We start from the raw sequence: 25,088 nt of genomic DNA on the forward strand, positions 1-25,088 counted from the left end.
ACTCTAGCGAGTGCCCCTGACGAGCGCAGGGTACGGTTCCGCGCATGAGTAGATCGGACGTTCTGGTGGTCAGCGCGACCAAGGCGGAGGCGGTGCACGTCCCGTCCGAGTTCGAGGTCCTGATCACCGGGATCGGCAAGGTGAGCGCCGCCGTGGCCGTGGCGTCCGCGCTCGCCGACTACTCGCGAACGGACAAACCGCTCGTCGTCAACATCGGTACCGCCGGTGCGTTGCACGAGCATCACAGCGGCCTGTTCACGCCCTCGACCGTCCTCAACCACGACATCAGCGGCGACGCCATTCGGGCGCTCGGGCACGAGGTGGCCGATCTCCTCGCCCTGCCGGACGGCGACGGTTCGGTGCTCGCGACCGGTGATCTGTTCGTGTCCGACGCCGGCGTGCGCGATGTGCTCGCCCGCAGAGCCGACCTCGTGGACATGGAGGGTTTCGCCGTCGCCTATGCCAGCGCTCGCGGCGGCGCCCGGTGCCGGCTGGTCAAGCACGTCAGTGACACGGCCGACGACTCGGCACTGGACTGGCCCGCCCGGATCGACGCGAGCGCGCGGGAACTCGGGCGCTGGCTGACGGCTCTCTAGCTCGCCCGCAGTTCCAGCCCGATCCCGTCGGCGTCGACCAGTCGCAGCGAGTCCGAATGGACGCTGTAGCCCGTCTCCCCGGTCAACGCCGCGAGTACGGCACGCTCGACCTCGGACACGTCCGGGGGGCACGCCATCCGGGTGGTGGCCCAGGGCCCGAACGAGATCGAACTCCGCTGCACGTCCGCTGTCCCGGTCATGCGGTTGCAGCCGGTGAAGCCGGACGCCGAACCGTCGCCGGCGATCAGCAACTGGGGTGCCGTCCTCTCCAGTGCCGCTGTCGTCGTGACCGCGTCCGGACTGATCAGCGCGGTCACCGTCCAGGTGGTCCCGACGACGGGCCGATCCGGCCGGACGACCTTCTCGTCCGTCAGCGTCACCGAACCGGTGGGCGTGGTGAGGGTGAGCGTGTCGCCGCCGAGGGTCCAGTTCGGCTGCGCGTCCAGCAGTGCCGCCACCCAGGCGTCCGCGCCGGCGGCCTCTCCCGGACACGCCATCAGCGTCATCGCGAGCGGTCCAGCCACGACCTTCCCGCCGGACAGGTCGACGTCGGCGCTGCCCTGATTGCATCCTGCCTCGACGGAGAGGCGTCCGGTGTCGGTGAAGCCGAGCACGAGCGGCCCACCGCCGGGAATGGGATCGCCCTCGACGGAGGTGGAGACGAAGGTGCGGCCCGCCGGATCCGGGGGCGCGATCTGCGCGTCCCCGCCGCACGCGGTGAGCGAGGCGAACGTCAGGAGGCCGAGAACGGTGGCGGTGGTGCGCATTCCCCGAGGTTAGACACATTGTCCCGATTCGGGATCAACATCGGGTGACGCGCCGGATCAGGTCCTCCCAGGCGTTGCCGAGCCGTTCGACGGACATCCCGAGGTCGCGCAATTCGTGCAGTACCAGCGTGGCCTCGAGGGGTGCGAGCAGTGAACAGGCGAGCAGTTCGTGGTCGCCCTGCACCCCGGCCGCGCGGAGCAGGGACACGACGTGACGCACGGACACCGCCCGGGCGGGTGCGGCGAAACGGAACTCGAGGGAATTCTCGGCCGCACGCTGGACCTCGCCCTGCACTTCGACGATCGCGATGCGGGCGTGCCCGAAGGCGATCAGCCGGTCGATCGGGTCGGCGCCCGGCCCGAGAGGCGGTGGACCGAACATGAAGGACTGCTGGAGTTCCCGTTCGGTGTGGTCGAGGAGTGCGTGCATGAGGCCCGACCGGCTGCCGAACCGGCGGAACACTGTGCCCTTGCCCACACCGGCCTTGCATGCGACCGCGTCCATCGTGACGGCGTCGACGCCGCGCTCCGCGACCAGCAGCGCAGCCGCATCGAGCAGAAGACGCCGATTACGTGCGGCGTCTCCGCGTTCCGGGGGATCGACCCCGATCTGGGGCAGCAGGGGACTGGTCACGCCTCGCATCCTACCGTGACGGGAACATAAGTGGACCGCGGTCCGTTTAGTTGCTATACATGTTCACGAGTCGCCCTACGCACCATCGAAGGATTATTGACATGTCACAGACCAACGTTCTCGTTCTCGTCGGCAGCCTGCGCGCCGCCTCGGTCAACCGTCAGCTCGCCGAGACCGCGATCGCCGTGGCGCCCGAGGGTGCCGAGGTGACCGTGTTCGACGGCCTCGGAGACGTCCCCTTCTACAACGAGGACATCGACGTCGCCGGTTCCATCCCCGCTGTCGAGGCGCTGCGTGAGGCCGCCGGCCGCGCCGACGCGCTCCTGCTCCTCACCCCCGAGTACAACGGCACCATCCCCGCCGTCCTCAAGAACGCCATCGACTGGATCTCCCGGCCGTACGGCACCGGCGCCGTCAAGGACAAGCCCGTCGCCGTCATCAGCGCCTCGCCCAGCGGCAACGGCGCACAGTGGGCGCACGAGGACACCCGCAAGGCCGTCCGCATCGCAGGCGGCAAGGTCCTCGAGGATGTCACCCTCGCCATCGGCGGCACCATCGACAAGTTCGGTGACCGGCACCCGCGCGAGAACGCCGAGGTCGCGCAGCAGGTTGCCGACGTCGTCGCCAGCCTCGTCGACGCCACGAAGCAGCTCGTCGACGCCTGACGATCCGCTCGCGCGCGGCGCCGCCGCTACAGCCCGGTCCGATCCAGGGCTGCGTCGACGGCGTCGCGCACCGAGTCGAAGTCTTCACCGGCCGCCAGGGCAGAGTCCCTGGCGGCTTCTATCTGTTCGCGCACCGTCTCGTACCGCGCGACCCACTCCTCCTTGTTGTCCCGCCAATAACCGATGACGTCGTACCGGTCCGCATGCCAGCCCAGGTCGTGGCGCAACCAGCGCCGCACCACCCGCGACACCGTCGCCTCGCCCGCGAACCACACGTATCCCGGTAGACCCGGTCGCGACCAGTCGCGGGCCGCCTCGGCGAGCAGGCTGTCCCCGGCGCCGTTGCCGCTCCCGGTCAGCCATGTCACGGTCAGCGCGGCATCGGTGGCGAACTGCTGCCGGTCCTCGGGGGTCGTGACCTCCGCGATCAAGTGCACCCGCGCCGAATCCGGTAGTTCCTCGACGATCCGGCCGACCGCGGGCAGTGCCGTCATGTCGGCGACGAGGAGCTGCCACTCGGCGTCGGCGGGCGGCGCGTACCACCCCGACGCGGTCGAGAAGCCGAGCGTCTCACCCAGGCGCGCCCGCGCGGCCCAGTGCGCCGCGGTCCCGCCCGCGTGAACGGCGAAATCGATGTCCATCTGCAGGGCGTCCGGATCCCACCGGCGCACGGTATAGCTGCGCTTCTCCGCGCCGTCCGGGGGGAAGGCGAGGAGCAGGCGCTCGTCCGGCCGCCCGCTGGACTCGAATCGACCGAGATCTCCGCCCGCGAGGGTGATCCGCTGCATGTTCGGTGTCACCCGCGTCGTACGCGCCACAGGCGCCGACCAGTCGAGGTGGTCCAGGGAGTCGTCGGACATGCGCTCAAGGTACCGGGCCGGGCCGGTAGTTACCGGTCGGCAAGCGTGGGGTGCGCGTCGTGCGCGACGCCCCACTGTGCTCGGCCGCGGGCGGCCGGGGAGCGGTGCAGGGTATGGCGAGTACGGGCCTCGGAGGCACCGACGTCGTCCCGCGGAGTCGTCTCCGGCCGGTCCGGACGGTGCTCTCCCGAAGCCCGCGCCGCGGATGCGGGCGTGTCTCCGGAGGTGACGTAAGCTCCCGGAGCCTCCAGTGCACGAGCGCGATGCGAGGGGTGTTCCGCGTCACGCCGAAAATGTGATGTGCGACACGCCGGAGCGAGCACGAAATTTATGGTCCGTGGGATGACGACCTGGGAATTTCATCAATGTGACTCACAACATCTCGGGTTAAGTGTTTCTGTCGGCCACTAGGTGTAGTGTCTTGAGCACTGAGAGACCACAACGAGAATCGACTCGGTGAGCATCTCCATCGGGGGTCACCGCCATCTCGATCAGGGGAAGTCTCAGTGCGCTGAACACACACTTCGTCAGCTCCATTCGGCAGTGGAAAGAGGGACTTCATGAGCATCACCGTCTACACCAAGCCCGCTTGCGTTCAGTGCAATGCCACCTACCGGGCCCTCGACAAGGCGGGTATCGATTACTCCGTCGTCGACATCACCGAAGACCCCGAAGCCCGGGACTACGTCATGGCACTGGGATACCTGCAGGCGCCCGTGATCGTGGCCGGTGACGAGCACTGGTCGGGCTTCCGCCCCGACCGCATCAAGACCCTCTCGGCAAACGCTGCTTGAAGCGAGACGATCGCACCGCCCGAGGCGGAGATCGATCCGATTCCCGGACGGCAGTAAACGGTAGTAATAGTCCAGATGGTGGAAACCGATGACATCGCTGGTGTACTTCTCCAGCGCCTCGGAGAACACGCACCGATTCGTCCAGCGGCTCGGGCTGCCTGCGACGCGCATACCCATTCATGACCGCGAGGGCACCTTCGAGGTTCGCGAACCCTACGTGCTGATCGTCCCCACCTATGGCGGGGGAACGACGGCCATGGGCCGCGACACCAGTTATGTCCCGAAGCCGGTCATCCGATTTCTCAACAACACACACAACAGGTCGCTGATCCGAGCAGTGATCGCGGCAGGAAACACCAATTTCGGTGAATCCTATTGCTTTGCAGGAAACATCATTTCTCAGAAATGCCACGTTCCCTACCTCTACCGCTTCGAACTCATGGGCACAGCCGAGGACGTCGAGCGGGTCAGGGCCGGTCTGGGTGAATTCTGGGATCACTTAGACGACGAGGAGCACGAGAAGTGGCGCCGACCATCACAGACACCATCGACGCGGGGAGCGTAGAGCGCGACGCGCGCGGTGGAGACTCGACGAACGGTCTCGATTACCACGCACTCAACGCAATGCTCAACCTGTACGGACCCAACGGTGAGATCCAGTTCGACAAGGACGTCGCCGCCGCCCGCCAGTACTTCCTGCAGCACGTCAACCAGAACACCGTCTTCTTCCACAACCTGGACGAGAAGCTCGACTACCTCGTGGAGGAGAACTACTACGAGCCCGAGGTCCTCGACCAGTACTCGCGCGCGTTCGTGAAGTCGCTGATCGATCACGCCTACGCCAAGAAGTTCCGCTTTCCGACGTTCCTGGGCGCGTTCAAGTACTACACGTCGTACACGCTCAAGACGTTCGACGGCAAGCGTTACCTGGAGCGGTTCGAGGACCGGGTCTGCATGGTCGCGCTCACGCTCGCCGCCGGAGACGAAGAGCTGGCGACCAAGCTCGTCGACGAGATCATCGCCGGCCGGTTCCAGCCCGCCACCCCCACGTTCCTCAACTCCGGCAAGAAGCAGCGCGGCGAGCCCGTGTCCTGCTTCCTGCTGCGCATCGAGGACAACATGGAGTCGATCGGCCGCTCCATCAACTCCGCCCTGCAGCTGTCCAAGCGCGGCGGTGGAGTTGCGTTGCTGCTCAGCAATGTTCGCGAGCACGGTGCCCCGATCAAGAAGATCGAGAACCAGAGCTCCGGTGTCATCCCGATCATGAAGCTGCTCGAGGACTCCTTCTCGTACGCCAACCAGCTCGGCGCGCGTCAGGGCGCGGGCGCGGTGTACCTGCACGCACACCACCCGGACATCTACCGCTTCCTCGACACCAAGCGGGAGAACGCCGACGAGAAGATCCGCATCAAGACGCTGTCGCTGGGTGTGGTCATCCCGGACATCACGTTCGAGCTGGCGAAGAAGAACGAGGACATGTACCTGTTCTCGCCGTACGATGTCGAGCGCATCTACGGTGTCCCGTTCGCGGACGTCAACGTCACCGAGAAGTACTACGAGATGGTCGACGACAAGCGGATCCGCAAGTCGAAGATCAAGGCGCGCGAGTTCTTCCAGACCATCGCCGAGCTGCAGTTCGAGTCGGGCTACCCGTACATCATGTTCGAGGACACGGTGAACCGGGCCAACCCCATCGAGGGCAAGATCACCCACTCGAACCTGTGCTCGGAGATCCTGCAGGTCTCGACGCCGTCGCTGTTCAATGACGACCTCTCCTACAGCGAGGTCGGCAAGGACATCTCCTGCAACCTCGGCTCGCTGAACATCGCGAAGGCCATGGACTCGCCGGACTTCGCCCGCACCATCGAGGTGTCGATCCGCGCCCTCACCGCGGTGTCCGATCAGACGCACATCTACTCGGTGCCGTCGATCGAGCAGGGCAACAACGATTCTCACGCCATCGGCCTCGGACAGATGAACCTGCACGGGTACCTGGCCCGTGAGCGGATCTTCTACGGCTCCGACGAGGGCATCGACTTCACGAACATCTACTTCTACACCGTCGTGTTCCACGCGGTGCGGGCGTCCAACCGGATCGCCATCGAACGGGGCACCCACTTCAAGGGCTTCCCGCAGTCCCAGTACGCGTCCGGCGAGTACTTCGACAAGTACACCGATCAGGTGTGGGAGCCGAAGACGGAACGGGTGCGTCAGCTGTTCGCCGAATCCGGTGTGCACATCCCGACGCAGGACGACTGGCGCGAGCTGAAGGCGTCCGTGCAGAAGTACGGCATCTACAACCAGAACCTGCAGGCCGTCCCGCCCACCGGGTCGATCTCGTACATCAACTACTCCACCAGCTCCATCCACCCGGTGGCGTCGAAGATCGAGATTCGTAAGGAAGGCAAGATCGGCCGCGTCTACTACCCGGCGCCCTACCTGACCAACGACAACCTGGAGTACTACCAGGATGCCTACGAGATCGGGTACGAGAAGATCGTCGACACCTATGCTGCCGCGACGCAGCACGTCGACCAGGGGCTGTCGCTAACGCTGTTCTTCAAGGACACCGCCACCACCCGCGACATCAACAAGGCGCAGATCTACGCGTGGCGCAAGGGCATCAAGACGCTGTACTACATCCGGCTGCGTCAGATGGCACTCGAGGGTACCGAGGTCGAAGGTTGCGTTTCCTGCATGCTGTAGGCGGCTCCGCCGCCCGTGAGTACTTCTTAACCGCCGGCGGTTAACAAGTACTCACAGCCGAACGAAGTGAGGAATCAATGGTCAAGCTGGTGAGTCGCGTATCCGCGATCAACTGGAACCGCGTCCAGGACGAGAAGGACGCCGAGGTGTGGGACCGTCTCGTCGGCAACTTCTGGCTGCCCGAAAAGGTGCCGGTGTCCAACGACATCCCGTCGTGGGGGACGCTCACGCCGCAGGAGAAGCAGCTCACGATGCGGGTGTTCACGGGGCTGACGCTCCTCGACACCATTCAGGGCACCGTGGGCGCCGTCAGCCTCATCCCCGACGCCATCACCCCGCACGAAGAGGCGGTGTACACCAACATCGCGTTCATGGAGTCGGTGCACGCCAAGAGCTACAGCTCGATCTTCTCGACGCTGTGCTCCACCCGCGACATCGACGACGCCTTCCGCTGGTCCGAGGAGAACCCGAACCTGCAGCGCAAGGCCGAGATCGTCATGGACTACTACCAGGGCGACGAGCCGCTCAAGCGCAAGGTGGCATCCACCCTGCTGGAGAGCTTCCTGTTCTACTCGGGCTTCTACCTGCCGATGTACTGGTCGTCGCGGGCGAAGCTCACCAACACCGCCGACCTCATCCGCCTCATCATCCGTGACGAGGCCGTGCACGGGTACTACATCGGCTACAAGTACCAGAAGGGTCTCGAGCAGCTCACCGAGGCCGAGCGCGACGACCTCAAGAACTACACGTTCGAGTTGCTCTTCGAGCTCTACGACAACGAGGTCGACTACACCCAGGACCTCTACGACGAGGTGGGCCTCACCGAGGACGTCAAGAAGTTCCTGCGGTACAACGCCAACAAGGCGCTGATGAACCTAGGCTACGAGGGTTTGTTCCCGAAGGACGAGACGGACGTCAACCCGGCGATCCTGTCGGCGCTCTCACCCAACGCGGACGAGAACCACGACTTCTTCTCCGGCTCGGGTAGCTCCTACGTCATCGGCAAGGCCGTCAACACCGAAGACGAGGACTGGGACTTCTAGAGCGACCCGCTCGCGACTTCTAGAGCGACCCGCTCCACCCCTTCGCGTCGCCCAATGTCACACCGGTTCAGTTCGACTGCACCGGTGTGACATTGGGCGAACTGCGTTCAGCGGCGGAACCACGCCTCGGGCTCGTCCTGCAGCGCCTTGTCGAGCCGGAGCCGCGACGACGGGGTGAGGTCCGGCGGCAGCGCGTCGGGGGAGAACCAGGCCACGTCGTGGTTCTCGTCGTCCGACACGGCCGCGTCACCGCTCACGTAGCGCGCGAGGAAGCACACGTCGAGATACTGCGCGACGTCGCCGTTGGGGTAGGTGATCGGGTCGGTGACGTCGACGCTCGTGATCCGGACCAGTTCCGCGTCCACGCCGGTTTCCTCGCGTACCTCACGCAGCGCCGCGGGCCCGGGTTCCTCCCCGGGTTCGAGGATGCCGGACACGACGGCCCATTTGCCGTTGTCGACGCGCCGGGTCAGCAGCACCCGGCCGTCGGCGTCGCGCACCACGACGCTCACCCCCGACAGCCACAGCGGCGCAGTGCCGACGTGGCCGCGCAGGGCGGTGACGAACTCGGGGACGGGCACCGGGCCTCCTAGCCGACATAGCCGTTCAGGGTGTTCCGCAGGTCGGTGAGCATCGCGCGCGCGGCGACGACACCGTTTCCGCCCCACACGTCACCCTCCACGGCGAAGACCCGCTTGTCGGAGGCCGCCTCGAGGTCTTCCCATGCCTCACCGGACATGACATCCTCCGCGTGCGCGGTGCCCTCCTCGCCGTCCAGGACGGCGTAGATGAGGTCGCCCTCGGCCTGGTCGATGTCGGATTCGGAGATCGGTTCGGTGACGACGCCGTCGAGGTTCTGATACGCGGGACGCCGCACTCCGGCGTCGGTGAGGACCTGGCCGGCGAACGTGGCCGGACCCTCGACTTCCATGCTGTCGGCGCCGAAGCGGACGACGGACGCCTGCGTCTGCGCGGCATCGATGTCGACGCCGAGTTGCTTCGCGTCCTGCTGGTACTGCTCGAGCGCCGCCGTCGCCGCGTCGGCCCGGCCCAGCGCGTTGCCGGCGAGGACGAACTGCGCCTTCCAGTACACGGGGTCGGAGCCGACGAACACGGTGGGCGCGATGGGGGAGAGTGCGCCGTACAGCTGGTCGGACGCCGGACTCGATCCGAGGATCAGGTCCGGGTCCGCCTGCGCGATCTTGTTCACGTCCGGGGCGTCGACGGATCCGACGCTCGGGATCTCGGAGATGCCCGTGCCGAGGTAGCCGGGCTGAGGTGAGTCCCCGTCGACGGTCGCCGCGCCGACCACGTTCGCCCACAGACCGAGTGCGCACACCGCGTCCAGCGCGGCACTGTCGAGTACCACGATCCGCTGCGGATCGGACGGAACGTCGCTCTCGCCCTTCGTGTGGACCACCCGGTGCGTCGAGCCGGCCGCGAGGGCGGCGTCGACCGGAGCCGGCTCGGCGCAGGCGGTCGTGGTGTCCCGCTCGATGCCGACCACACCGGCTCCGGCGATCTGCGTGGTGGTCCGGACGATGGACGCTGCGGGATCGTCGTCGGCCGGTTGAGAGCAGCCGGCGACTGCGAGCGCAGCGACGGCGGCGACGAGACCGGTGGACGCGCGGCGGGCGGAAAACCTACGAGGGGACAATTCGGCGACTTCCTGTGTGTGCGGGCGCGTTCAGGTTAGCCGCTGTGCTTGTCCACCCCGAACGTGTCCGACAGGTCGTCGAGGATGAGGTGCGCGCCCTGGATGCTGACCGGCGACATCCAGCGGGCGTCGTCGACGTCGACCTTGTGTCCCTTCAGCGTCTGCCACAGCGGGCTCTCCAGGAACGGCTTCGCCGCTTCGGCGCTCTTGCCGGCCGGGTCCTGCCAGGTGCTGACGAAGATGGCGTCGCCCTCCGCTTCGCTGATCAGCTCGGGGCTGATGGCTTGCATGATGTTGTCGGGATCGGCCGGATCGGGGCCCTGGCTCTGCGGACGAGCGAGCCCGGCGTCCGAGAGGACGATCCCGCTGAACGAGGTGGTGCGGTAGAGGCGTGCCGTCGGCTCGCCCGCGAACCGGACGACCGAGATCACCGGATTCGACGCCGTGTCGTTGATCTCCGCGCCGACGGCGGCGGCCCGCTCCTCGTAGGCGGCGATCTTCTGCTCCGCGAGTGCTTCCTTGCCCAGTGCCTTGCCGACGAGCCGGATGTTGTCCTTCCACGTGGGCCCGGTCGTCTCGGTGAAGATGGTCGGTGCGATCGCGGACAGTTGCTCGTAGTTCTTTCCGTCGCGCACCTCCGCGGAGATGATCAGATCGGGTTGCAGCGCGGCGATCTGCTCGAGGCTCGCGGTGCTGACCTTGCCCACCGACTCGGCTTCCGCCGCGAACCGGTCCCGCGAGGAGCCGAGGTAGTCGGGCAGGCCGGGTTCGCGGTAGTCGACGTATCCGACGAGTGGCGCCTCGAGGAGGAGGACGGCGTCGGTGAAGCTGTTGTCGAGTGCCACGATGCGCTGCGGTGCGGCCGGGATCTCGGTGCTGCCGCGGAAGTGGTCGACGGTGCGGGGGAACTGCCCGGTCGACGAGGTGGTGCCGGACGCGGCAGCGGAGTCGGCGCTGCTGGAGCAGGACGTGATCGAGAAGGTGGCTGCAGCGGCTAGTGCGACCGCGCCGGCGACTACCCGGCGTCGGGAGAGAACGTTCACATGGAGCTCCTGTTAGAAGTTAGGTGAGCGAAACCTTAGCACCGGGGTTGTGGTGTCTCGGAGCCTCGTGAGTCCGTGTCGACCGGTCACGTCCGACACGCCGGACCGCGTGACAGTGAGCACTCCCCGGCGCGACAAACCGCAGGTCGCATGCGCCACAATTTGCTCTGAGTCCGGGTAAGTACGACAGTGGGTAGGACCCAGTCGGAGGCCGCTCAGGGCACGGTCTACGATTCGATGAGCGCAAGCCAGAGACCGTTCGCCTCGCAGCCCGGGGACGGACGCGCATTCAGGAGGATCAGTGACTGCCGTAGCGCCCCAGCCAGTCCCCGCGATAGCTGCAGCCAGGCCTTACCCGCCGCGGCAGGGACCCAAGGGCTCGTTCATCTTCAAAATGATTACGACCACCGACCCCAAGGTGCTCGGAATCATGTACTTGACGACCTCGATCGCGTTCTTCCTCATCGGTGGTCTCATGGCCCTGATGATGCGCGCCGAGCTCGCTGTGCCCGGTATGCAGTTCTTGTCGAACGAGCAGTTCAACCAGCTGTTCACGATGCACGGCACGATCATGCTGCTGCTGTACGCGACGCCGATCGTGTTCGGGTTCGCCAACTACATCCTGCCGCTGCAGATCGGTGCCCCCGACGTGGCGTTCCCGCGACTCAACGCGTTCAGCTACTGGCTGTACGTGTTCGGCGCGATCATCACGACCGCCGGCTTCATCACCCCCGGCGGTGCCGCGGACTTCGGCTGGACCGCTTACACGCCCCTGACGAGTGCGCTGCACTCCCCGGGCGTCGGCGCCGACCTCTGGGTCATGGGCCTCGCGGTCGCCGGCCTCGGCACCATCCTCGGTGGTGTCAACATGATCACCACCGTCATCTGCCTGCGTGCCCCCGGCATGACCATGTTCCGTATGCCGATCTTCACGTGGAACATCTTCATCACCAGCATCCTGATTCTGCTGGCGTTCCCGCTGCTGACCGCTGCATTCATGGGTCTGTTCGTGGACCGTCACCTCGGTGGCCACATCTTCGACCCGGCCACCGGCGGTGTGCTGCTGTGGCAGCACCTGTTCTGGTTCTTCGGTCACCCCGAGGTGTACATCATCGCGCTGCCGTTCTTCGGCATCGTCTCGGAGATCTTCCCGGTCTTCAGCCGTAAGCCGGTGTTCGGTTACAGCGGCCTGGTCTACGCGACCCTGGCGATCGCCGCCCTCTCCATCGCGGTGTGGGCACACCACATGTACGCCACCGGCGCCGTGCTGCTCCCGTACTTCTCGTTCATGACGTTCCTGATCGCCGTCCCGACGGGTGTGAAGATCTTCAACTGGATCGGCACCATGTGGAAGGGACAGTTGACGTTCGAGTCGCCGATGCTGTTCTCCATCGGATTCCTCATCACGTTCCTCTTCGGTGGTCTGTCCGGCGTCATCCTCGCGAGCCCGCCCCTCGACTTCCACGTCACGGACACCTACTTCGTGGTCGCCCACTTCCACTACGTGGTCTTCGGCACCGTCGTGTTCGCCACGTACGCCGGCATCTATTTCTGGTTCCCGAAGATGACCGGTCGCATGATGGACGAGCGTCTCGGCAAGTGGCACTTCTGGACCACGTTCATCGGCTTCCACGGCACGTTCCTCGTCCAGCACTGGCTGGGTAACGAAGGCATGCCGCGTCGCTACGCCGACTACCTGCCCTCGGACGGCTTCACGTTCCTGAACTCGTTCTCGACGATCTTCGCTTTCGTTCTCGGTGCGTCGACGCTGCCGTTCATCTGGAACGTATTCAAGAGCTACCGGTACGGCGAGGTGGTGACCGTCGACGATCCGTGGGGTTACGGCAACTCGCTCGAGTGGGCCACCAGCTGCCCGCCGCCGCGGCACAACTTCACCGAGCTGCCGCGTATCCGCTCCGAGCGTCCCGCGTTCGAGCTGCACTACCCGCACATGGTCGAGCGGATGAAGGCCGAGGCGCACGTCGGACCGGGCCACGGTGGCAAGCACGCCAGCACCGTGCTCGAGAAGGAACGCCACGAGCCGCTGACCGTCGGCGAAGAAGGCGACCCCGGAACCGACACCGGCCGCTGACACATCAGTTTGAGAAAGGCCCCGCCCCAGCAACGGGCGGGGCCTTTGACTTGGCACAATGGGTGCCGGACAAGCCGCGCGAGCAACATGATCGGAGTACATCGGTGGGTGCAGCTGACACCACTGTCCTGGTGACCGTGACGGGACCCGACCGACCCGGCGTCACCTCGGTGCTCTTCGGGTCGCTCTCCCGCCACGATGTGAGCCTTCTCGACGTGGAGCAGGTGGTGATTCGTGGGCGACTGACCCTCGGTGTCCTGGTGGCCTGCCCCGAGAACGGGGAAGCGCTGCAGGAGGAACTCGAAGAGGCGATGGCCACCGTCGGGATGTCGGTGGACGTCGAGATCGGTGCCGATCCCGGCAGGCAGTCGCTGTCCACCCACGCCGTGGTCGTCCTCGGTAGTCCGGTGTCGGCTCGCGCACTGCGTTCGGTGGCGCGGGAGATGGCAACCCTCGGGGTCAACATCGACTCGATTCGCGGTGTCGCCGACTACCCGGTGACGGGCCTCGAACTCCTCGTGAGCGCTCCCGGCACGGCGGAGGCGGACAAAAGTCTGCGCACCGTGCTGGCGGAAGTGGCCGTGCGCGAGAACGTCGACATCGCGGTCGAGCGAGGGGGACTGGCCCGGCGCGCCAAGCGGCTCATCGTGTTCGACGTCGACTCGACCCTCGTCCAGGGCGAGGTCATCGAGATGCTCGCCGCCCGCGCGGGCGTCGAGGACGAGGTGCGCGCCGTCACCGAATCGGCGATGCGCGGCGAGATCGACTTCACCGAATCCCTGCACCAGCGGGTCGCGACCCTCGCCGGTCTCGACGCGTCCGTAATCGACGACGTCGCGGAGAATCTGGAACTGACTCCCGGCGCCCGCACCACCATCCGGACGCTGCGCAGGCTCGGCTTCCACTGCGGTGTGGTGTCCGGTGGTTTCCGGCAGGTCATCGAGGGGCTGGCCCACGAATTGGAACTGGACTTCGTGCAGGCCAACACGCTCGAGATCGTGGACGGCAAGCTCACCGGCCGGGTGATCGGCGACATCGTCGACCGCGCCGCGAAGGCGACCGCACTGCGCAAGTTCGCCGCTCAGGTCGGCGTCCCGATGGAACAGACGGTGGCGGTCGGCGACGGCGCCAACGACATCGACATGCTCAACGCGGCCGGGCTGGGAATCGCGTTCAACGCCAAGCCGGCTCTGCGGGAGGTCGCGGACACCGCACTGTCGCACCCTTTCCTCGATGCGGTGCTGTTCATTCTCGGGGTCACCCGCGACGAGGTCGAGGCCGCCGACGCGGTGGACGGCGTGGTGCGACGAGTCCCGCTGTCGTGACGGAATCGTGCCGCGACGCGGTCACCGGGCAGACCGGTGACGACACCCTGTGGGCGGCGCGTCACGCCGTCCTCGCGGCCGGATACGGCGGCCGGCCGGATCCGGACGACCCGGCGCAGGTCCTCGCCATGCCGATCGTGCTGCACATTCCGAAGGCGGACCCCCCGCCGCGGAGTGCGCTGCTCGAGGCTGCCGCGACCGCGGCAGTGGCGTTGTGCCTCGACCCCCGCGTCGGCCCCGACGAGACGGGCACGCCCGGACCGTGGCAGGAGGATTACCTCGCCTGGATCGGGTCCCGGATCCGCAAGGTGTCGCGGCGTGCGCGGGGAGCGGGGTGGCGTGCGGCGCAGGAGGTCGACGGGATCACCGTCGACGTCGGCGGTGCGCAGGCCCGCGCACTCGTGCCCGTCGCCGTGGGCGCGCTCGATCCCCGCATCAGGAAGTTGCAGATCGGCGGGACGGATCTCGACCACGACGACCCCGGGGAGATCCCGGACGGGATTCCGGTGCTGTGGATCAACTCCACCCTGGACATGACGGTGGGCAAGGCTGCGGCGCAGGTCGGGCACGCGTCGATGCTTCTCGCCGGTGCGATGACCACCGAGCAGGCACGCGGATGGGCGGCCATCGGCTACCGCTGCGCCGTGCGGGACGCCGACGTCGGACTGTGGGAAGAGCTGACCATCGAGGTGGTGCGGGGCAGGGCGATCGCGGTGCGCGATGCCGGCTTCACCGAGGTGGCTCCCGGATCGATGACCGTGATCGCCTGCCCCTGAGCGTCGACGCATCGACAGTCCAGTGCGTGCGTCCTGGCTATGGGGTGCGGCAGGATTTCCCGGAACACTGACGGTCATGCTCGCTCGACGCCTGATCGCTCTGTTCGCCGGACTGTGGCTGTACGGCTTCTCGATGGCCATGATGATCACCGCCGGTCTCGGCCTCGACCCGTGGGACGTGTTCCATCAGGGGATCGCCGGTCGCACGCCGCTCAGTTTCGGTGTGGTGACCGCACTGACCGGCGTCGTGGTGCTCGCGCTCTGGATCCCGATCCGTCAGAAACCGGGATTCGGGACGATCGCCAACGTCGTGGTCATCGCCGTCTCGGTGGACACGTCGCTGGCGTTCCTCGAGCCGTCCGACTCCCTTGTCGTGCGGATCGTGGTGATGCTCGGTGGCGTGGTCCTCAACGCGCTCGCCACCGTGCTGTACATCGGTGCGGGGATGGGTCCCGGACCGAGGGACGGTCTCATGACCGGTCTGGTCGCGCGCACCGGGCTGTCGGTGCGTGTGATCCGCACGTCGATCGAGGTGGCGGTGCTGGCCACGGGCTGGTTGCTCGGCGGCACCGTGGGGGTGGGCACCGTCGTCTACGCGCTGGGCATCGGCCCGCTCATCCAGCTGATGATGCGCTTCGGCGGCATCTACCCGACCGCACGGAAGACGAGCAGCGTCGGACCGGACAGTGCGATCGTGGAGTCTCCGGAGATCGGGCCGCCTGGTGCCGGTGCGCCGTCGGGGGACGCCGAGTCGAATTCGGCGAGTACCGTCCCGTAGAACCATTCGGGACAGCCCAGGGTGATCACGGTGGGTCCGCCGGAGTGGAAGACGAGAAGCCAGCTGTCGTCGGTGAGCTGGTGCCCGTCCTCGGTGTGGGATCGGATGTCGGATCCGTCGATCCACGCCTGGAGGGTGCGCCTGTAGTCGTCGTACCACGCCCGGTCGTCCATCTCAGCGCCGTCGGCTCCGAACCACACGAGGTCGGGATGGCCGGTGGGTGTGCGCCTGCCTTCGAAGAATTCCGGCTGGCGCAGGGCGGGGGAGGCGCGCCGGAGGTCGAGGGCGCGCGTGACGAACGCGGTGAGTGTCGTGTCCCCGGTGCTCCAGTCGAGCGGCCAGGAATCTTCACGCGGGGTGTCCTCGGGGACGCAGTACGCGTTGTTGTTGCCGCCGAGGGTGTGACCGAATTCGTCGCCGGCGGTGAACATCGGCGTGCCGGTCGACAGTGCGAGCGAGGCCAGGAGCGCGCGGACGTGCCGGGACCGCGCCTCGGTGATCGACGGATCGTCGGTGGGGCCTTCGACGCCGTGGTCGACGGAGTCGTTGTGATCGGCGCCGTCCCGGTTGTCCTCGCCGTTGGCCTCGTTGTGTTTGCGGACGTACGACACGAGGTCCGCTGCGGTGAACCCGTCGTGAGCGGTCACGAAATTGACGGACGCCCACGGCCGTCGGTTTCCGAACACGTCCTCGGAACCCGCCACCCGGGAGGCGAGATCGCGTACCCCGGTGCCGCCGTTCCAGAACCGCCGAACTGTGTTGCGGTACTTGTCGTTCCATTCCGACCACTGAACGCCGAAGTGCCCGACCCGATATCCGTCCGAAGTGGCGTCCCACGGTTCGGCGATCAGTTTGCACCGGGAGAGAACGGGATCCGCCGTGATCGCAGAGAAGATCGAAGCGCGGGAATCGAATCGGCCGCCACCGGGCCGGCCGAGAGCGGACGCGAGGTCGAACCGGAAGCCGTCGACCCCCATCTCGTGCGCCCAGTAGCGCAGGCTGTCGCCGATCATCCGGACGACGACGGGCGACTGTGCGTCGACGGTGTTTCCGCAACCGGTGAGATCGATGTCCTGGCCGTCGGAGTCGAGGAGGTAGTAGCCGGGGGCGTCGAGGCCGCGCCAGCTGAGGCTGATGCCGTCGACGCTCTGCTCGCAGGTGTGGTTGTACACCACGTCGAGGATGACCTCGATCCCCGCGGCGTGCAGCGCGTCGACCATCGTGTGGAACTCGGTGATCTCCTCACCGGGCTCCACCGCATAGCCCGGGTGGGGGGCGAAGAACGCTGCGGTGGAGTATCCCCAGTGGTTGCGCATGCCCCGCGAGCGCACGGTGGCCTCGGAGACATACGCCTGGACGGGAAGCAGTTCGACCGCGGTCACCCCGAGACGGACGAGATGGCCGACGACGGCGGGTTCGGCGAGACCCAGATACGTTCCGCGGTACTGCGGCGGCACGTCGGGGTGCCGTGCGGTGAACGACCCCACGTGAAGTTCGTAGACAACGGTTTCCTCCCACGGCCTTTCGATACGCGGTCCGCTCGTGCGGGCGTGGTCGGCCGTCACCACCGACAGCGGTGTGTGGCCCAGGCTGTCGACGCTCGACGGGCCGCCGAACGGGTTGCCGTCGTGGGAGACGAGCGCGTCGTGGTCGCCGAGTTTGCCCGTGATGCGGGTCGCCCACGGATCCAGAAGCATCTTGGCCGGATTGAGGCGCACGCCGCGTGCGGGGTCCCAACGTCCGTGCGCACGGTAACCGTAGCGCTGCCCCGCACCGACCCCCTCGACGATGCCGTGCCAGATGCCGTACGTCCGCTGGACCAGATCGATCCGGGTCTCGTCGCCGTCCTCGGAAATCAGGCACACCTGTACCAGTTCGGCGTCGGGGGCGTGAACCGCGAACTGCGTTTCGGTGCCACGCACTTTCGCTCCCAGGGGAAACGGTGATCCGGGCAGCCGCAGACTCGGCGGGAGCGACGACATCTCGCCGGGGTGCGAATCGATGTGAGGCGACACGCAACTGATCCTGCCGTGAATGCTCGAAAGATGTGCGGGAAGATGGGTGCGTGCATGAACCTGATCCTGATCTCCTCATCGAATTCGACGACGTTCTCCTCCGCCGCGGGGGCAACACTCTGGTGGGCCCGGTCACCTGGAAGGTGGAACTCGACGAACGATGGGTCGTCCTCGGACCGAACGGGGCAGGGAAGACGTCGTTGCTCCGGATCGCGGCCGCCGAACTGCATCCCACGAGCGGAAGCGCCTACCTCCTCGGCGAAAGGCTCGGCCGCGTCGACATCAACGAACTGAGACCGCGGATCGGACTGTCCTCCTCGGCACTCGCCAACCGGGTGCCGTCCGAGGAGGTCGTGACCGATCTCGTCGTCTCCGCCGGCTACGCGGTACTCGGACGCTGGCGTGAGCGCTACGACGATATGGACACCGACCGTGCCGTCGAGATGCTCGAGAGCCTCGGCGCCGAGCACCTCGCCAAGCGCACGTACGGCACCCTGTCCGAGGGCGAGCGCAAACGCGTCCTCATCGCCCGTGCGCTGATGACCGACCCGGAACTGCTGCTGCTCGACGAGCCCGCCGCCGGTCTCGACCTCGGTGGGCGCGAGGAACTCGTCGCGCGCCTCACCGACCTCGCCGCCGACCCCGACGCCCCCGCGACGGTCCTCATCACCCACCACGTCGAGGAGATCCCGCCGGGATTCACTCATGCACTGCTCCTCAAGGAGGGGGAGGTGGTCTCGCAGGGGCTCCTGGATCAGGTCATCACGGCCGAGAACCTCAGCGAGGCGTTCAGTCAGTCCATCAGCCTGGACAAGGTCGACGGCCGGTTCTTCGCGCGGCGGACACGCGTCCCCGGCGCGCACCGGCGGGGCTGAGGACCGGCGGTCACACCGGGGGACCGACTGCGACCCGCGTCACCCGGCGGCGTAGGTTCCGAGACATGGTCTCGAAGCAAGAGCAGGCGCCCCGCGACAGTACCGACGTGGCACCCAAGGACGCGTCCACCGTCATCCTCATCCGTGACGCCGCGGCAGACGTCGACGCCGCGGCAGACGTCGCGGCGCCGGGTATCGAGGTGTTCCTCCTCCGCCGGGTGAAGGGGATGGCGTTCGCCGGCGGCATGACCGTGTTCCCCGGCGGCGGCGTCGACCCGTCGGACGCCGACGCAGAGGTCGACTGGGCGGGACCGTCCGTCGACTGGTGGGCCGGGCGGTTCTCGACCGACGCGGCACGCGCGAAGGCCCTGGTGTGCGCGGCGGTGCGCGAGACGTTCGAGGAATGCGGCGTGCTTCTCGCGGGACCGAGCGCGGACACGGTCGTGGCGGACACGTCCCGTTACGCGCAGTCCCGCACACAGCTCGAGAAGCGCGAACTGTCGTTCAGCGACTTCCTGAAGCGTGAGGACCTCGTCCTGCGGGCCGACCTGCTGAGGCCCTGGGCGAACTGGATCACCCCGGTCGGCGAGGGCCGCCGCTACGACACCCGTTTCTTCGTCGCCGCCGCACCGCACGGCCAGATCGCGGACGGCGCGACGTCCGAGGCCGAGGACGTGCAATGGCAGAGTCCGGCCGCGGCGCTCGCGCACTGGCAGGGCGGCGGCAGCATCCTGCTGCCCCCGACGTGGAGTCAGCTCACGGCGCTCAGCGCGTTCGGCTCGGTCGCGGAGGTGCTGGCCGCGGAGCCGGAGATCCCGGTGATCCTGCCGACGCTCATCACGGACGAGGAGCAGCTCCGCGTGGAGTTCCCGGGACAGGACGGCTACTACGAAGCCGGTCCGCATCCGTGGGCGTCCCGCGACTGATCGCGATGCGGCGGGCCGCGAAACCGGGTCGGAGGCAGACAAGTAGCCTTTTGCCTCATGGCTGAGTTTGTCACTCTCGAGGTATCCGAAGGCATCGGCACGATCCGGCTCGCGCGCCCCCCGATGAACGCCCTGAACCGTCAGGTTCAGCAGGAGTTGCGGGCGGCGGCGCGGGAGGCGACCGTCAATTCCGACGTGAAGGCCGTCATCGTCTACGGCGGCGAGAAGGTCTTCGCCGCGGGCGCGGACGTGAAGGAAATGTCCGAGATGAACTTCGGGCAGATGGCCGACGTGATCGGCGACCTGCAGTCGGACCTCGCGGCGGTCTCCGAGATCCCGAAGCCCACCGTCGCCGCCATCACGGGGTACGCGCTCGGCGGCGGCCTGGAGGTCGCGCTGTCGGCGGACCGGCGGATCGCGGGCGACAACGCCAAGCTCGGCGTGCCGGAGATCCTGCTCGGCATCATCCCCGGTGGGGGCGGCACCCAGCGTCTCGCCCGGCTGATCGGACCCTCCAAGGCCAAGGACCTGCTGTTCACCGGCCGGTTCGTCGACGCCGAGGAGGCTCTTGCGATCGGTCTGGTCGACGAGGTGGTGGCGCCGGACGACGTGTACGAGGCGGCCCACACGTGGGCGTCGCAGTTCACGAAGGGAGCGGGCCGCGCCCTTGCCGCGGCGAAGGCCGCCGTCGACCGTGGGCTGGACGTCGATCTGGGTACGGGGCTCGCGGTGGAGCGTCAGCTGTTCACCTCGCTGTTCGCCACCCAGGACCGCAAGATCGGGATGGAATCGTTCATCGAGAACGGCCCAGGTAAGGCTCGGTTCACGGGCGAGTAGTCTGGAGCCCGAAACTAGAACCTGTTCACTCTTACCAGCGAGTAGGATTTGCCGCATGACTGCAAGCGCCCATGACGACCCAGCTCCTCATCCGCACGCCACCGCCGAAGAGGTAGAGGCAGCGCTGAAGGACACGAAACTCGCCCAGGTGCTCTACCACGACTGGGAAGCCGAGACGTACGACGAGAAGTGGTCGATCTCGTACGACGAGCGGTGCATCGACTACGCGCGCGGGCGTTTCGACGCCGTCGCGGGCGATCAGCCGCTGCCCTACGAGCGGGCACTCGAGCTGGGCTGCGGCACCGGGTTCTTCCTCCTCAACCTGATGCAGGGTGGAGTCGCGAAGACCGGTTCGGTCACCGATCTGTCGCCCGGCATGGTGAAGGTGGCCCTCCGCAACGCCGAGGGCCTGGGATTGTCCGTCGACGGCCGCGTCGCCGACGCGGAAACCATCCCGTACGAGGACGACACGTTCGACCTCGTCGTGGGACACGCGGTCCTGCATCACATCCCGGACGTGGAGCAGTCGCTGCGCGAGGTTCTCCGCGTCCTGAAGCCGGGCGGGCGTTTCGTGTTCGCCGGTGAGCCGACCACGATCGGCAACTTCTACGCCCGCTGGCTGGGTCGCGCGACGTGGGAGGTCACCACCCGGGTCACCAAGTTGCCGTTCCTCGCCGACTGGCGGCGCCCGCAGGCGGAATTGGACGAGTCCTCCCGCGCGGCCGCGCTCGAGGCCGTCGTCGACCTTCACACGTTCGATCCGAGCGACCTCGAGAATATCGCGAAATCGGCAGGCGCCGAGCAGGTTCACGCGGCCACCGAGGAATTCGCCGCCGCTCTGCTCGGGTGGCCCGTCCGCACGTTCGAGGCCGCTGTGCCCCCGGAGAAGCTGGGCTGGGGCTGGGGGCGTTTCGCGTTCACCGGATGGAAGACGCTCAGCTGGGTCGACGAGAAGGTTCTCCGGCACGTGGTGCCGCGGGGATTCTTCTACAACGTCATGATCACCGGCGTGAAGCCCGGCAACTGAATTGGGCTATGCGTTCACTGCCGGGGACGTGGAGTTCCTGCAGAGCCCGGACGGGGAAGCCGCTCTCGCGGAAGTGGACGGCTTCGCACTGACCACGTCTACGCGCCTTGCCGACATCGGCCGGGCGCGTACGCGTTTCGGCTCACACGTGGCGTTGCTGGTGGAGACCGTGCTGTTGCGGCGGAAGGCGGCCGCCAAACTTCCCGGCACCGAAACCTGGTTCTTCACGGACGACGCCCTGCAACAGGCGACGCCGCGTGCGGTCGCCGCACATCGTGCGATGCGGCTGAAGGGCCGGGACGTCCACGACGTCACATGTTCCATCGGTGCCGAACTGGACGCGGTGGTCGGGACGGCGGCGACCGTGATCGGCAGCGACCTCGACCCGATCCGGCTCCTGATGGCGCAGCACAACGTTCCCGGGGCGGCCGTTCTCCGCGCCGACGCGCTCGTCCCGTGCACGCGCGGCACCGTCGTGCTCGCGGATCCGGCGCGACGGTCCGGTGGCAGGCGCACGCACGACCCCGCCGCGCTGGAACCGCCGCTGCCGGATCTGATCGACGCGTACCGCGGACGGGACCTCGCGGTGAAGTGCGCACCCGGACTCGACTTCGACCGGCTCGGCTGGGACGGCGAGGTGGAGGTGGTGTCGCTCGACGGCGGCGTGCGCGAAGCGTGCCTGTGGTCGCCGGGACTGTCCGGAGGCGGTGTCACCCGGCGGGCGAGCGTCCTCGGCTCGGGCGGAACCGCGTGGACGGTGACGGACGCCGAGGACGACGACATCCCCGAACGCGCGCCGGGGGAATGGATCGTCGACCCGGACGGGGCCGTCGTGCGTGCGGGCCTGGTGCGGCACTACGCCGCCCGGCACGGACTGTGGCAGCTGGATCCCCGGATCGCCTATCTCACCGGCGATTCGGTTCCCGAGGGCGTGCGGGGCTTCCGCATTCTCGAACAGGTGAAGTATTCGGAGAAGTCGCTGCGGCAGGACCTGGCGCGTCACGACTGCGGGGTGGCCGAGATCCTCGTGCGCGGCGTCGACGTCGATCCCGCGGTCCTGCGTCCGAAACTGAAGTTGCGCGGAAGTCGTTCGCTCAGTGTGGTGATCACGCGGATCGGCAGAGCGGGCGTCGCCTTCATCTGCGCTTCGCGCCCGTGAGTACTTGTCAACCGCCGGACGTTAATAAGTACTCACGGGTCAGCGGAGGACGAACAGCTCCCCGAGCAGTGTCGGCGTGAGGACTTCGCCCTTCGGTCCGACGGACGTGCCGACCGTGAAGCCCTTCGCCCCGGGCAGGGTGTCCTGGTCGAGGGTTTCGCCGGTCCCGGTGTCGAACGTGAGCATCGCCAGTCCGTCCGTACCCTCGCGGACCACCGCGTAACCGGTGGACCCGGCTGTCTGTGCCGGGACGCCCAGCTGCAGCAGATCCTTTCGCTCCCAGACCAGTTCGGCGTGATCGCCCTTGTCCTGCAACGCCAGGAGGTGGCCGTCGAGTCCGCCCGCGGGGATGATCAGACCGTCCGCGGACGTCGAGGGGCTGCCGGCGGCGGCGTACCCGATGTCGTAACTCCACTTCGGATCGCCGGTCGCAGAATCGATCGCCCACAACGTGCCCCAGTTGTCGTTGGTGTAGACGACGGAGCCGTCGGCCGACAGATCGGGGCTGGACGCGCTGCCGCCCGGCAGAGTGTCGCTGGACCATTCCTGGGTGATCGCGGGGTTGTCGCCGCCGGAGTACTTCATCGCGACGAGTTCCGCCTCGGGAGCACCGGGCGCGAAGAACGTGAAATAGAACTTGCCGGACTCGAGGTCGATGGCCGGCATGTTGGCCACCGGGCAGTCGGGGGAGCCGAAGAAGCAGCCGCTGAGGCCCTTGTCGTCGGGCAGGATGTCGACGTTCGCGCCTTCGGCGACGGACGGCGGCGGGACGAGATCGTACGGTGCCACGACCTTCTGACCGGTCTGCGTGTTCACGACGTTGATCTGGCCGAGCTGGGTGATGAAGAGGAGATTGCCGTCGCCGGTGAACTGCGCCGACAGCGGTGTCCCGACCACCGGTGTGCGCCAACGCAGCTGGCCGTACTCGTTGAACGAGTTGATGGCGCCGTTCTCGCCCACGTACACGTTGGCGGCGCCGTCGACGACGGGCGTGGACGCCACGACACCCGGCGCGAGTTGACGGCACCAGCGTTTGCGGCCGGTGTCCATCTGGTAGGAGAAGAGGTTGCAGCCCTTCTCGGTGCGGGCCGTGATGAAGATCTGGCCGCTGGCGGCCACCGACGCGTAGTTCGCCACCGGGCCGCCGAGTGGGCGCGACCAGGCGAAGGAGAGGTCGCGGGAACCGGTGACGGGGCTGGTGTCGCTGTTGCGGGCGTCGGCGTGCATGCCGGGCCACCCGCCTGCGGAGAAGATGTAGTCGACCTGCGGCCCGCTGCTGCAGCCGCTGAGGACGACAGCCGAGATCGTCGCCAGCGCCAGTACTGACGAACGTAGGACCCGCCGCATTACATCTCCTCGTCTTCGATAACGCTCGGCCCAGAGACTATCCCGCCGAGGCTGCGCCGATCGGCACACCCCGATGCGGGTGTCGGAGTCCGGACACACCCGAACGGAGGCGCGAGCCGTGAACGTAGGCTGACAGGCTATGACGAGCATGTGGGGCGCACCGTTGCGTACGAGGTGGCGAGGATCCCGGCGGAGCGACAGCGAGCAGGCCCGCTTCCTGACACGCGACTCGCTGCGATGGGTGCTGGCGAACAAGGCGTACACGCCGTGGTACCTCGTGCGGTACTACCGGCTCGCGAAGTTCAAGCTGGCCAATCCGCACGTGATCCTGCGCGGCATGGTGTTCCTCGGCAAGCGGGTGGAGATCCATTCGACCCCCGACCTGTCGCGGCTCGAGATCGGCCGCTGGGTACACATCGGCGACGGCAATGCGATCCGCTGCCACGAGGGTTCGCTGCGCATCGGCGACAAGGTGGTCTTCGGCAAGGACAACGTCGTCAACGCGTACCTCGACATCGAGATCGGTGCGTCGACGCTCGTGGCCGACTGGTGCTACATCACGGATTTCGATCACCGCATGGACGACGTGAACGTCCCGATCAAGGATCAGGGCATCGTGAAGGGCCCGGTCCGCATCGGACCCGACACGTGGGTGGCGGCCAAGGTCACGGTTCTCCGCAACACGCGGGTGGGGCGAGGCTGTGTCCTCGGCGCGCATGCCGTGGTGAAGGGCGACATCCCGGACTTCAGCATCGCAGTCGGGTCGCCCGCCAAGCCCGTGAAGAACCGCAAGGCCGAGTGGGACGCAGGCGCGTCCGAACGCGCGAAGTACATCGCGGCCCTCGAAGACATCGCCCGGAAGAAGGCGGCGCAGGAGAACTGACCGACGCGGTGGCATAGTCGGCATCATGACGGTGTCGGACAGCGAACTGGAGGAGCGCATCCGGGCGCTCCTCGACGCCCGTTCCGAGAGTGCGAGCATCTGCCCGTCGGATGTCGCGCGCGCCGTCGCACCCGATGACTGGCGACCCCTCATGGAACCGGTTCGGGAGGCCGCCCGGCGTCTGGCCGACGCCGGGGAGGTCGAGGTCACTCAGAAGGGCGCCGTGGTGGAACCGGGATCGGCACGGGGTCCGATCCGGATCCGGCGGGCACGCACGGACTGA

At 67.2% G+C, this 25,088-nt stretch carries 24 protein-coding genes and 1 pseudogene; 17 read left to right on the forward strand and 8 right to left on the reverse strand.

Annotated elements, in window-relative coordinates; translation table 11 throughout:
• The first annotated feature begins 44 nt into the window (after positions 1 to 44).
• Positions 45 to 596 carry a nucleosidase gene (locus tag ACFVJ3_RS00235; protein WP_378450149.1) on the forward strand — a complete coding sequence of 184 codons (552 nt, stop codon included), beginning with the start codon at positions 45 to 47 and terminating at the stop codon, positions 594 to 596.
• On the opposite strand, the gene ACFVJ3_RS00240 is transcribed toward ACFVJ3_RS00235, so the two are convergent.
• Positions 593 to 1,363, reverse strand: a complete 771-nt coding sequence (locus ACFVJ3_RS00240) for an META domain-containing protein (protein WP_378450150.1) — start codon at positions 1,361 to 1,363, stop codon at positions 593 to 595. The genes ACFVJ3_RS00235 and ACFVJ3_RS00240 overlap by 4 nt on opposite strands.
• 34 nt (positions 1,364 to 1,397) lie before the next feature.
• Positions 1,398 to 1,997, reverse strand: coding sequence for a TetR/AcrR family transcriptional regulator (locus ACFVJ3_RS00245; RefSeq protein ID WP_378450151.1), 600 nt, complete (start codon positions 1,995 to 1,997; stop codon positions 1,398 to 1,400).
• A 101-nt stretch (positions 1,998 to 2,098) separates the two neighbouring features.
• On the opposite strand from ACFVJ3_RS00245, the gene ACFVJ3_RS00250 reads away from it, so the two are divergent.
• Entirely contained in the window at positions 2,099 to 2,662 is a 564-nt protein-coding gene (locus tag ACFVJ3_RS00250; protein WP_105413092.1) for an NAD(P)H-dependent oxidoreductase, read from the forward strand.
• 26 nt (positions 2,663 to 2,688) lie between these two features.
• On the opposite strand, the gene ACFVJ3_RS00255 is transcribed toward ACFVJ3_RS00250, so the two are convergent.
• Positions 2,689 to 3,522, reverse strand: a complete 834-nt coding sequence (locus ACFVJ3_RS00255) for a siderophore-interacting protein (RefSeq protein WP_378450152.1) — start codon at positions 3,520 to 3,522, stop codon at positions 2,689 to 2,691.
• 560 nt (positions 3,523 to 4,082) lie between these two features.
• Between ACFVJ3_RS00255 and ACFVJ3_RS00260 the strand changes: the two genes are divergently transcribed.
• From ACFVJ3_RS00260 to nrdF, 4 genes are all read left to right on the forward strand, one after another.
• Complete coding sequence (locus ACFVJ3_RS00260; protein ID WP_378450153.1) at positions 4,083 to 4,316, forward strand: redoxin NrdH; 234 nt, start codon at positions 4,083 to 4,085, stop codon at positions 4,314 to 4,316.
• An 88-nt stretch (positions 4,317 to 4,404) separates the two neighbouring features.
• Positions 4,405 to 4,881 (forward strand): class Ib ribonucleoside-diphosphate reductase assembly flavoprotein NrdI, encoded by a 477-nt coding sequence (gene nrdI / locus ACFVJ3_RS00265; RefSeq protein ID WP_005259574.1) that lies wholly within the window; start codon positions 4,405 to 4,407, stop codon positions 4,879 to 4,881.
• Positions 4,839 to 7,022, forward strand: coding sequence for a class 1b ribonucleoside-diphosphate reductase subunit alpha (gene nrdE / locus ACFVJ3_RS00270; protein WP_378450154.1), 2,184 nt, complete (start codon positions 4,839 to 4,841; stop codon positions 7,020 to 7,022). Before nrdI ends, nrdE begins: the two co-directional genes overlap by 43 nt.
• Before the next feature lie 77 nt (positions 7,023 to 7,099).
• Complete coding sequence (nrdF, locus tag ACFVJ3_RS00275; protein WP_005240291.1) at positions 7,100 to 8,065, forward strand: class 1b ribonucleoside-diphosphate reductase subunit beta; 966 nt, start codon at positions 7,100 to 7,102, stop codon at positions 8,063 to 8,065.
• A 107-nt stretch (positions 8,066 to 8,172) separates the two neighbouring features.
• Here the strand turns inward: nrdF and ACFVJ3_RS00280 are convergent, their stop codons facing one another.
• From ACFVJ3_RS00280 to ACFVJ3_RS00290, 3 genes are read right to left on the reverse strand one after another with little or no spacing between them, the layout of a single operon-like run.
• Positions 8,173 to 8,646, reverse strand: a complete 474-nt coding sequence (locus tag ACFVJ3_RS00280) for an NUDIX domain-containing protein (RefSeq protein ID WP_378450155.1) — start codon at positions 8,644 to 8,646, stop codon at positions 8,173 to 8,175.
• Positions 8,647 to 8,654: 8 nt separating this feature from the next.
• Positions 8,655 to 9,722, reverse strand: a complete 1,068-nt coding sequence (locus ACFVJ3_RS00285) for an iron-siderophore ABC transporter substrate-binding protein (RefSeq protein ID WP_378450156.1) — start codon at positions 9,720 to 9,722, stop codon at positions 8,655 to 8,657.
• Positions 9,723 to 9,757: 35 nt separating this feature from the next.
• A complete protein-coding gene (locus ACFVJ3_RS00290) occupies positions 9,758 to 10,765 on the reverse strand; it encodes an ABC transporter substrate-binding protein (RefSeq protein WP_378450157.1) in 1,008 nt (335 codons plus the stop codon).
• 301 nt (positions 10,766 to 11,066) lie between these two features.
• Here ACFVJ3_RS00290 and ctaD point away from each other — a divergent pair, with 301 nt between their 5' ends.
• The 4 genes from ctaD (at position 11,067) to ACFVJ3_RS00310 (ending at position 15,736) form a co-directional block, all read left to right on the forward strand.
• Positions 11,067 to 12,857, forward strand: a complete 1,791-nt coding sequence (gene ctaD / locus ACFVJ3_RS00295; RefSeq protein WP_378450158.1) for a cytochrome c oxidase subunit I — start codon at positions 11,067 to 11,069, stop codon at positions 12,855 to 12,857.
• A 104-nt stretch (positions 12,858 to 12,961) separates the two neighbouring features.
• Positions 12,962 to 14,182, forward strand: a complete 1,221-nt coding sequence (gene serB / locus ACFVJ3_RS00300) for a phosphoserine phosphatase SerB (protein WP_005240300.1) — start codon at positions 12,962 to 12,964, stop codon at positions 14,180 to 14,182.
• Complete coding sequence (locus ACFVJ3_RS00305) at positions 14,179 to 14,958, forward strand: aminoacyl-tRNA hydrolase (protein ID WP_378450159.1); 780 nt, start codon at positions 14,179 to 14,181, stop codon at positions 14,956 to 14,958. The genes serB and ACFVJ3_RS00305 overlap by 4 nt, the downstream gene beginning before the upstream one ends.
• 76 nt (positions 14,959 to 15,034) lie before the next feature.
• Positions 15,035 to 15,736 carry a YitT family protein gene (locus ACFVJ3_RS00310; RefSeq protein WP_378450160.1) on the forward strand — a complete coding sequence of 234 codons (702 nt, stop codon included), beginning with the start codon at positions 15,035 to 15,037 and terminating at the stop codon, positions 15,734 to 15,736.
• 62 nt (positions 15,737 to 15,798) lie between these two features.
• Here the strand turns inward: ACFVJ3_RS00310 and glgX are convergent.
• Positions 15,799 to 17,718, reverse strand: a pseudogene (glgX, locus tag ACFVJ3_RS00315) (glycogen debranching protein GlgX); the annotation flags it as partial.
• A gap of 83 nt (positions 17,719 to 17,801) precedes the next feature.
• Here glgX and ACFVJ3_RS00320 point away from each other — a divergent pair.
• The 5 genes from ACFVJ3_RS00320 (at position 17,802) to ACFVJ3_RS00340 (ending at position 22,575) form a co-directional block, all read left to right on the forward strand.
• Positions 17,802 to 18,626: an ABC transporter ATP-binding protein gene (locus tag ACFVJ3_RS00320; protein ID WP_052033815.1), complete on the forward strand. Its 825-nt coding sequence runs from the start codon at positions 17,802 to 17,804 to the stop codon at positions 18,624 to 18,626.
• Between the two features lie 65 nt (positions 18,627 to 18,691).
• Positions 18,692 to 19,552, forward strand: coding sequence for an NUDIX hydrolase (locus ACFVJ3_RS00325; protein ID WP_378450161.1), 861 nt, complete (start codon positions 18,692 to 18,694; stop codon positions 19,550 to 19,552).
• Between the two features lie 57 nt (positions 19,553 to 19,609).
• Entirely contained in the window at positions 19,610 to 20,389 is a 780-nt protein-coding gene (locus ACFVJ3_RS00330) for an enoyl-CoA hydratase/isomerase family protein (RefSeq protein ID WP_378450162.1), read from the forward strand.
• Positions 20,390 to 20,444: 55 nt separating this feature from the next.
• Positions 20,445 to 21,416: a class I SAM-dependent methyltransferase gene (locus ACFVJ3_RS00335; protein WP_378450163.1), complete on the forward strand. Its 972-nt coding sequence runs from the start codon at positions 20,445 to 20,447 to the stop codon at positions 21,414 to 21,416.
• A 1-nt stretch (position 21,417) separates the two neighbouring features.
• Positions 21,418 to 22,575 carry a class I SAM-dependent methyltransferase gene (locus ACFVJ3_RS00340; protein WP_378450164.1) on the forward strand — a complete coding sequence of 386 codons (1,158 nt, stop codon included), beginning with the start codon at positions 21,418 to 21,420 and terminating at the stop codon, positions 22,573 to 22,575.
• A gap of 39 nt (positions 22,576 to 22,614) precedes the next feature.
• Here ACFVJ3_RS00340 and ACFVJ3_RS00345 read toward each other — a convergent pair whose 3' ends face one another.
• Positions 22,615 to 23,922, reverse strand: coding sequence for a PQQ-binding-like beta-propeller repeat protein (locus ACFVJ3_RS00345; RefSeq protein WP_378450165.1), 1,308 nt, complete (start codon positions 23,920 to 23,922; stop codon positions 22,615 to 22,617).
• A gap of 139 nt (positions 23,923 to 24,061) precedes the next feature.
• Here ACFVJ3_RS00345 and ACFVJ3_RS00350 point away from each other — a divergent pair, with 139 nt between their 5' ends.
• Positions 24,062 to 24,805: an acyltransferase gene (locus ACFVJ3_RS00350; protein WP_378450166.1), complete on the forward strand. Its 744-nt coding sequence runs from the start codon at positions 24,062 to 24,064 to the stop codon at positions 24,803 to 24,805.
• A 25-nt stretch (positions 24,806 to 24,830) separates the two neighbouring features.
• Positions 24,831 to 25,088: a DUF3253 domain-containing protein gene (locus ACFVJ3_RS00355; protein WP_378450167.1), complete on the forward strand. Its 258-nt coding sequence runs from the start codon at positions 24,831 to 24,833 to the stop codon at positions 25,086 to 25,088.

The organism is Rhodococcus sp. NPDC127593 (genome assembly GCF_042671975.1).
Classification (GTDB): domain Bacteria; phylum Actinomycetota; class Actinomycetes; order Mycobacteriales; family Mycobacteriaceae; genus Rhodococcus_F.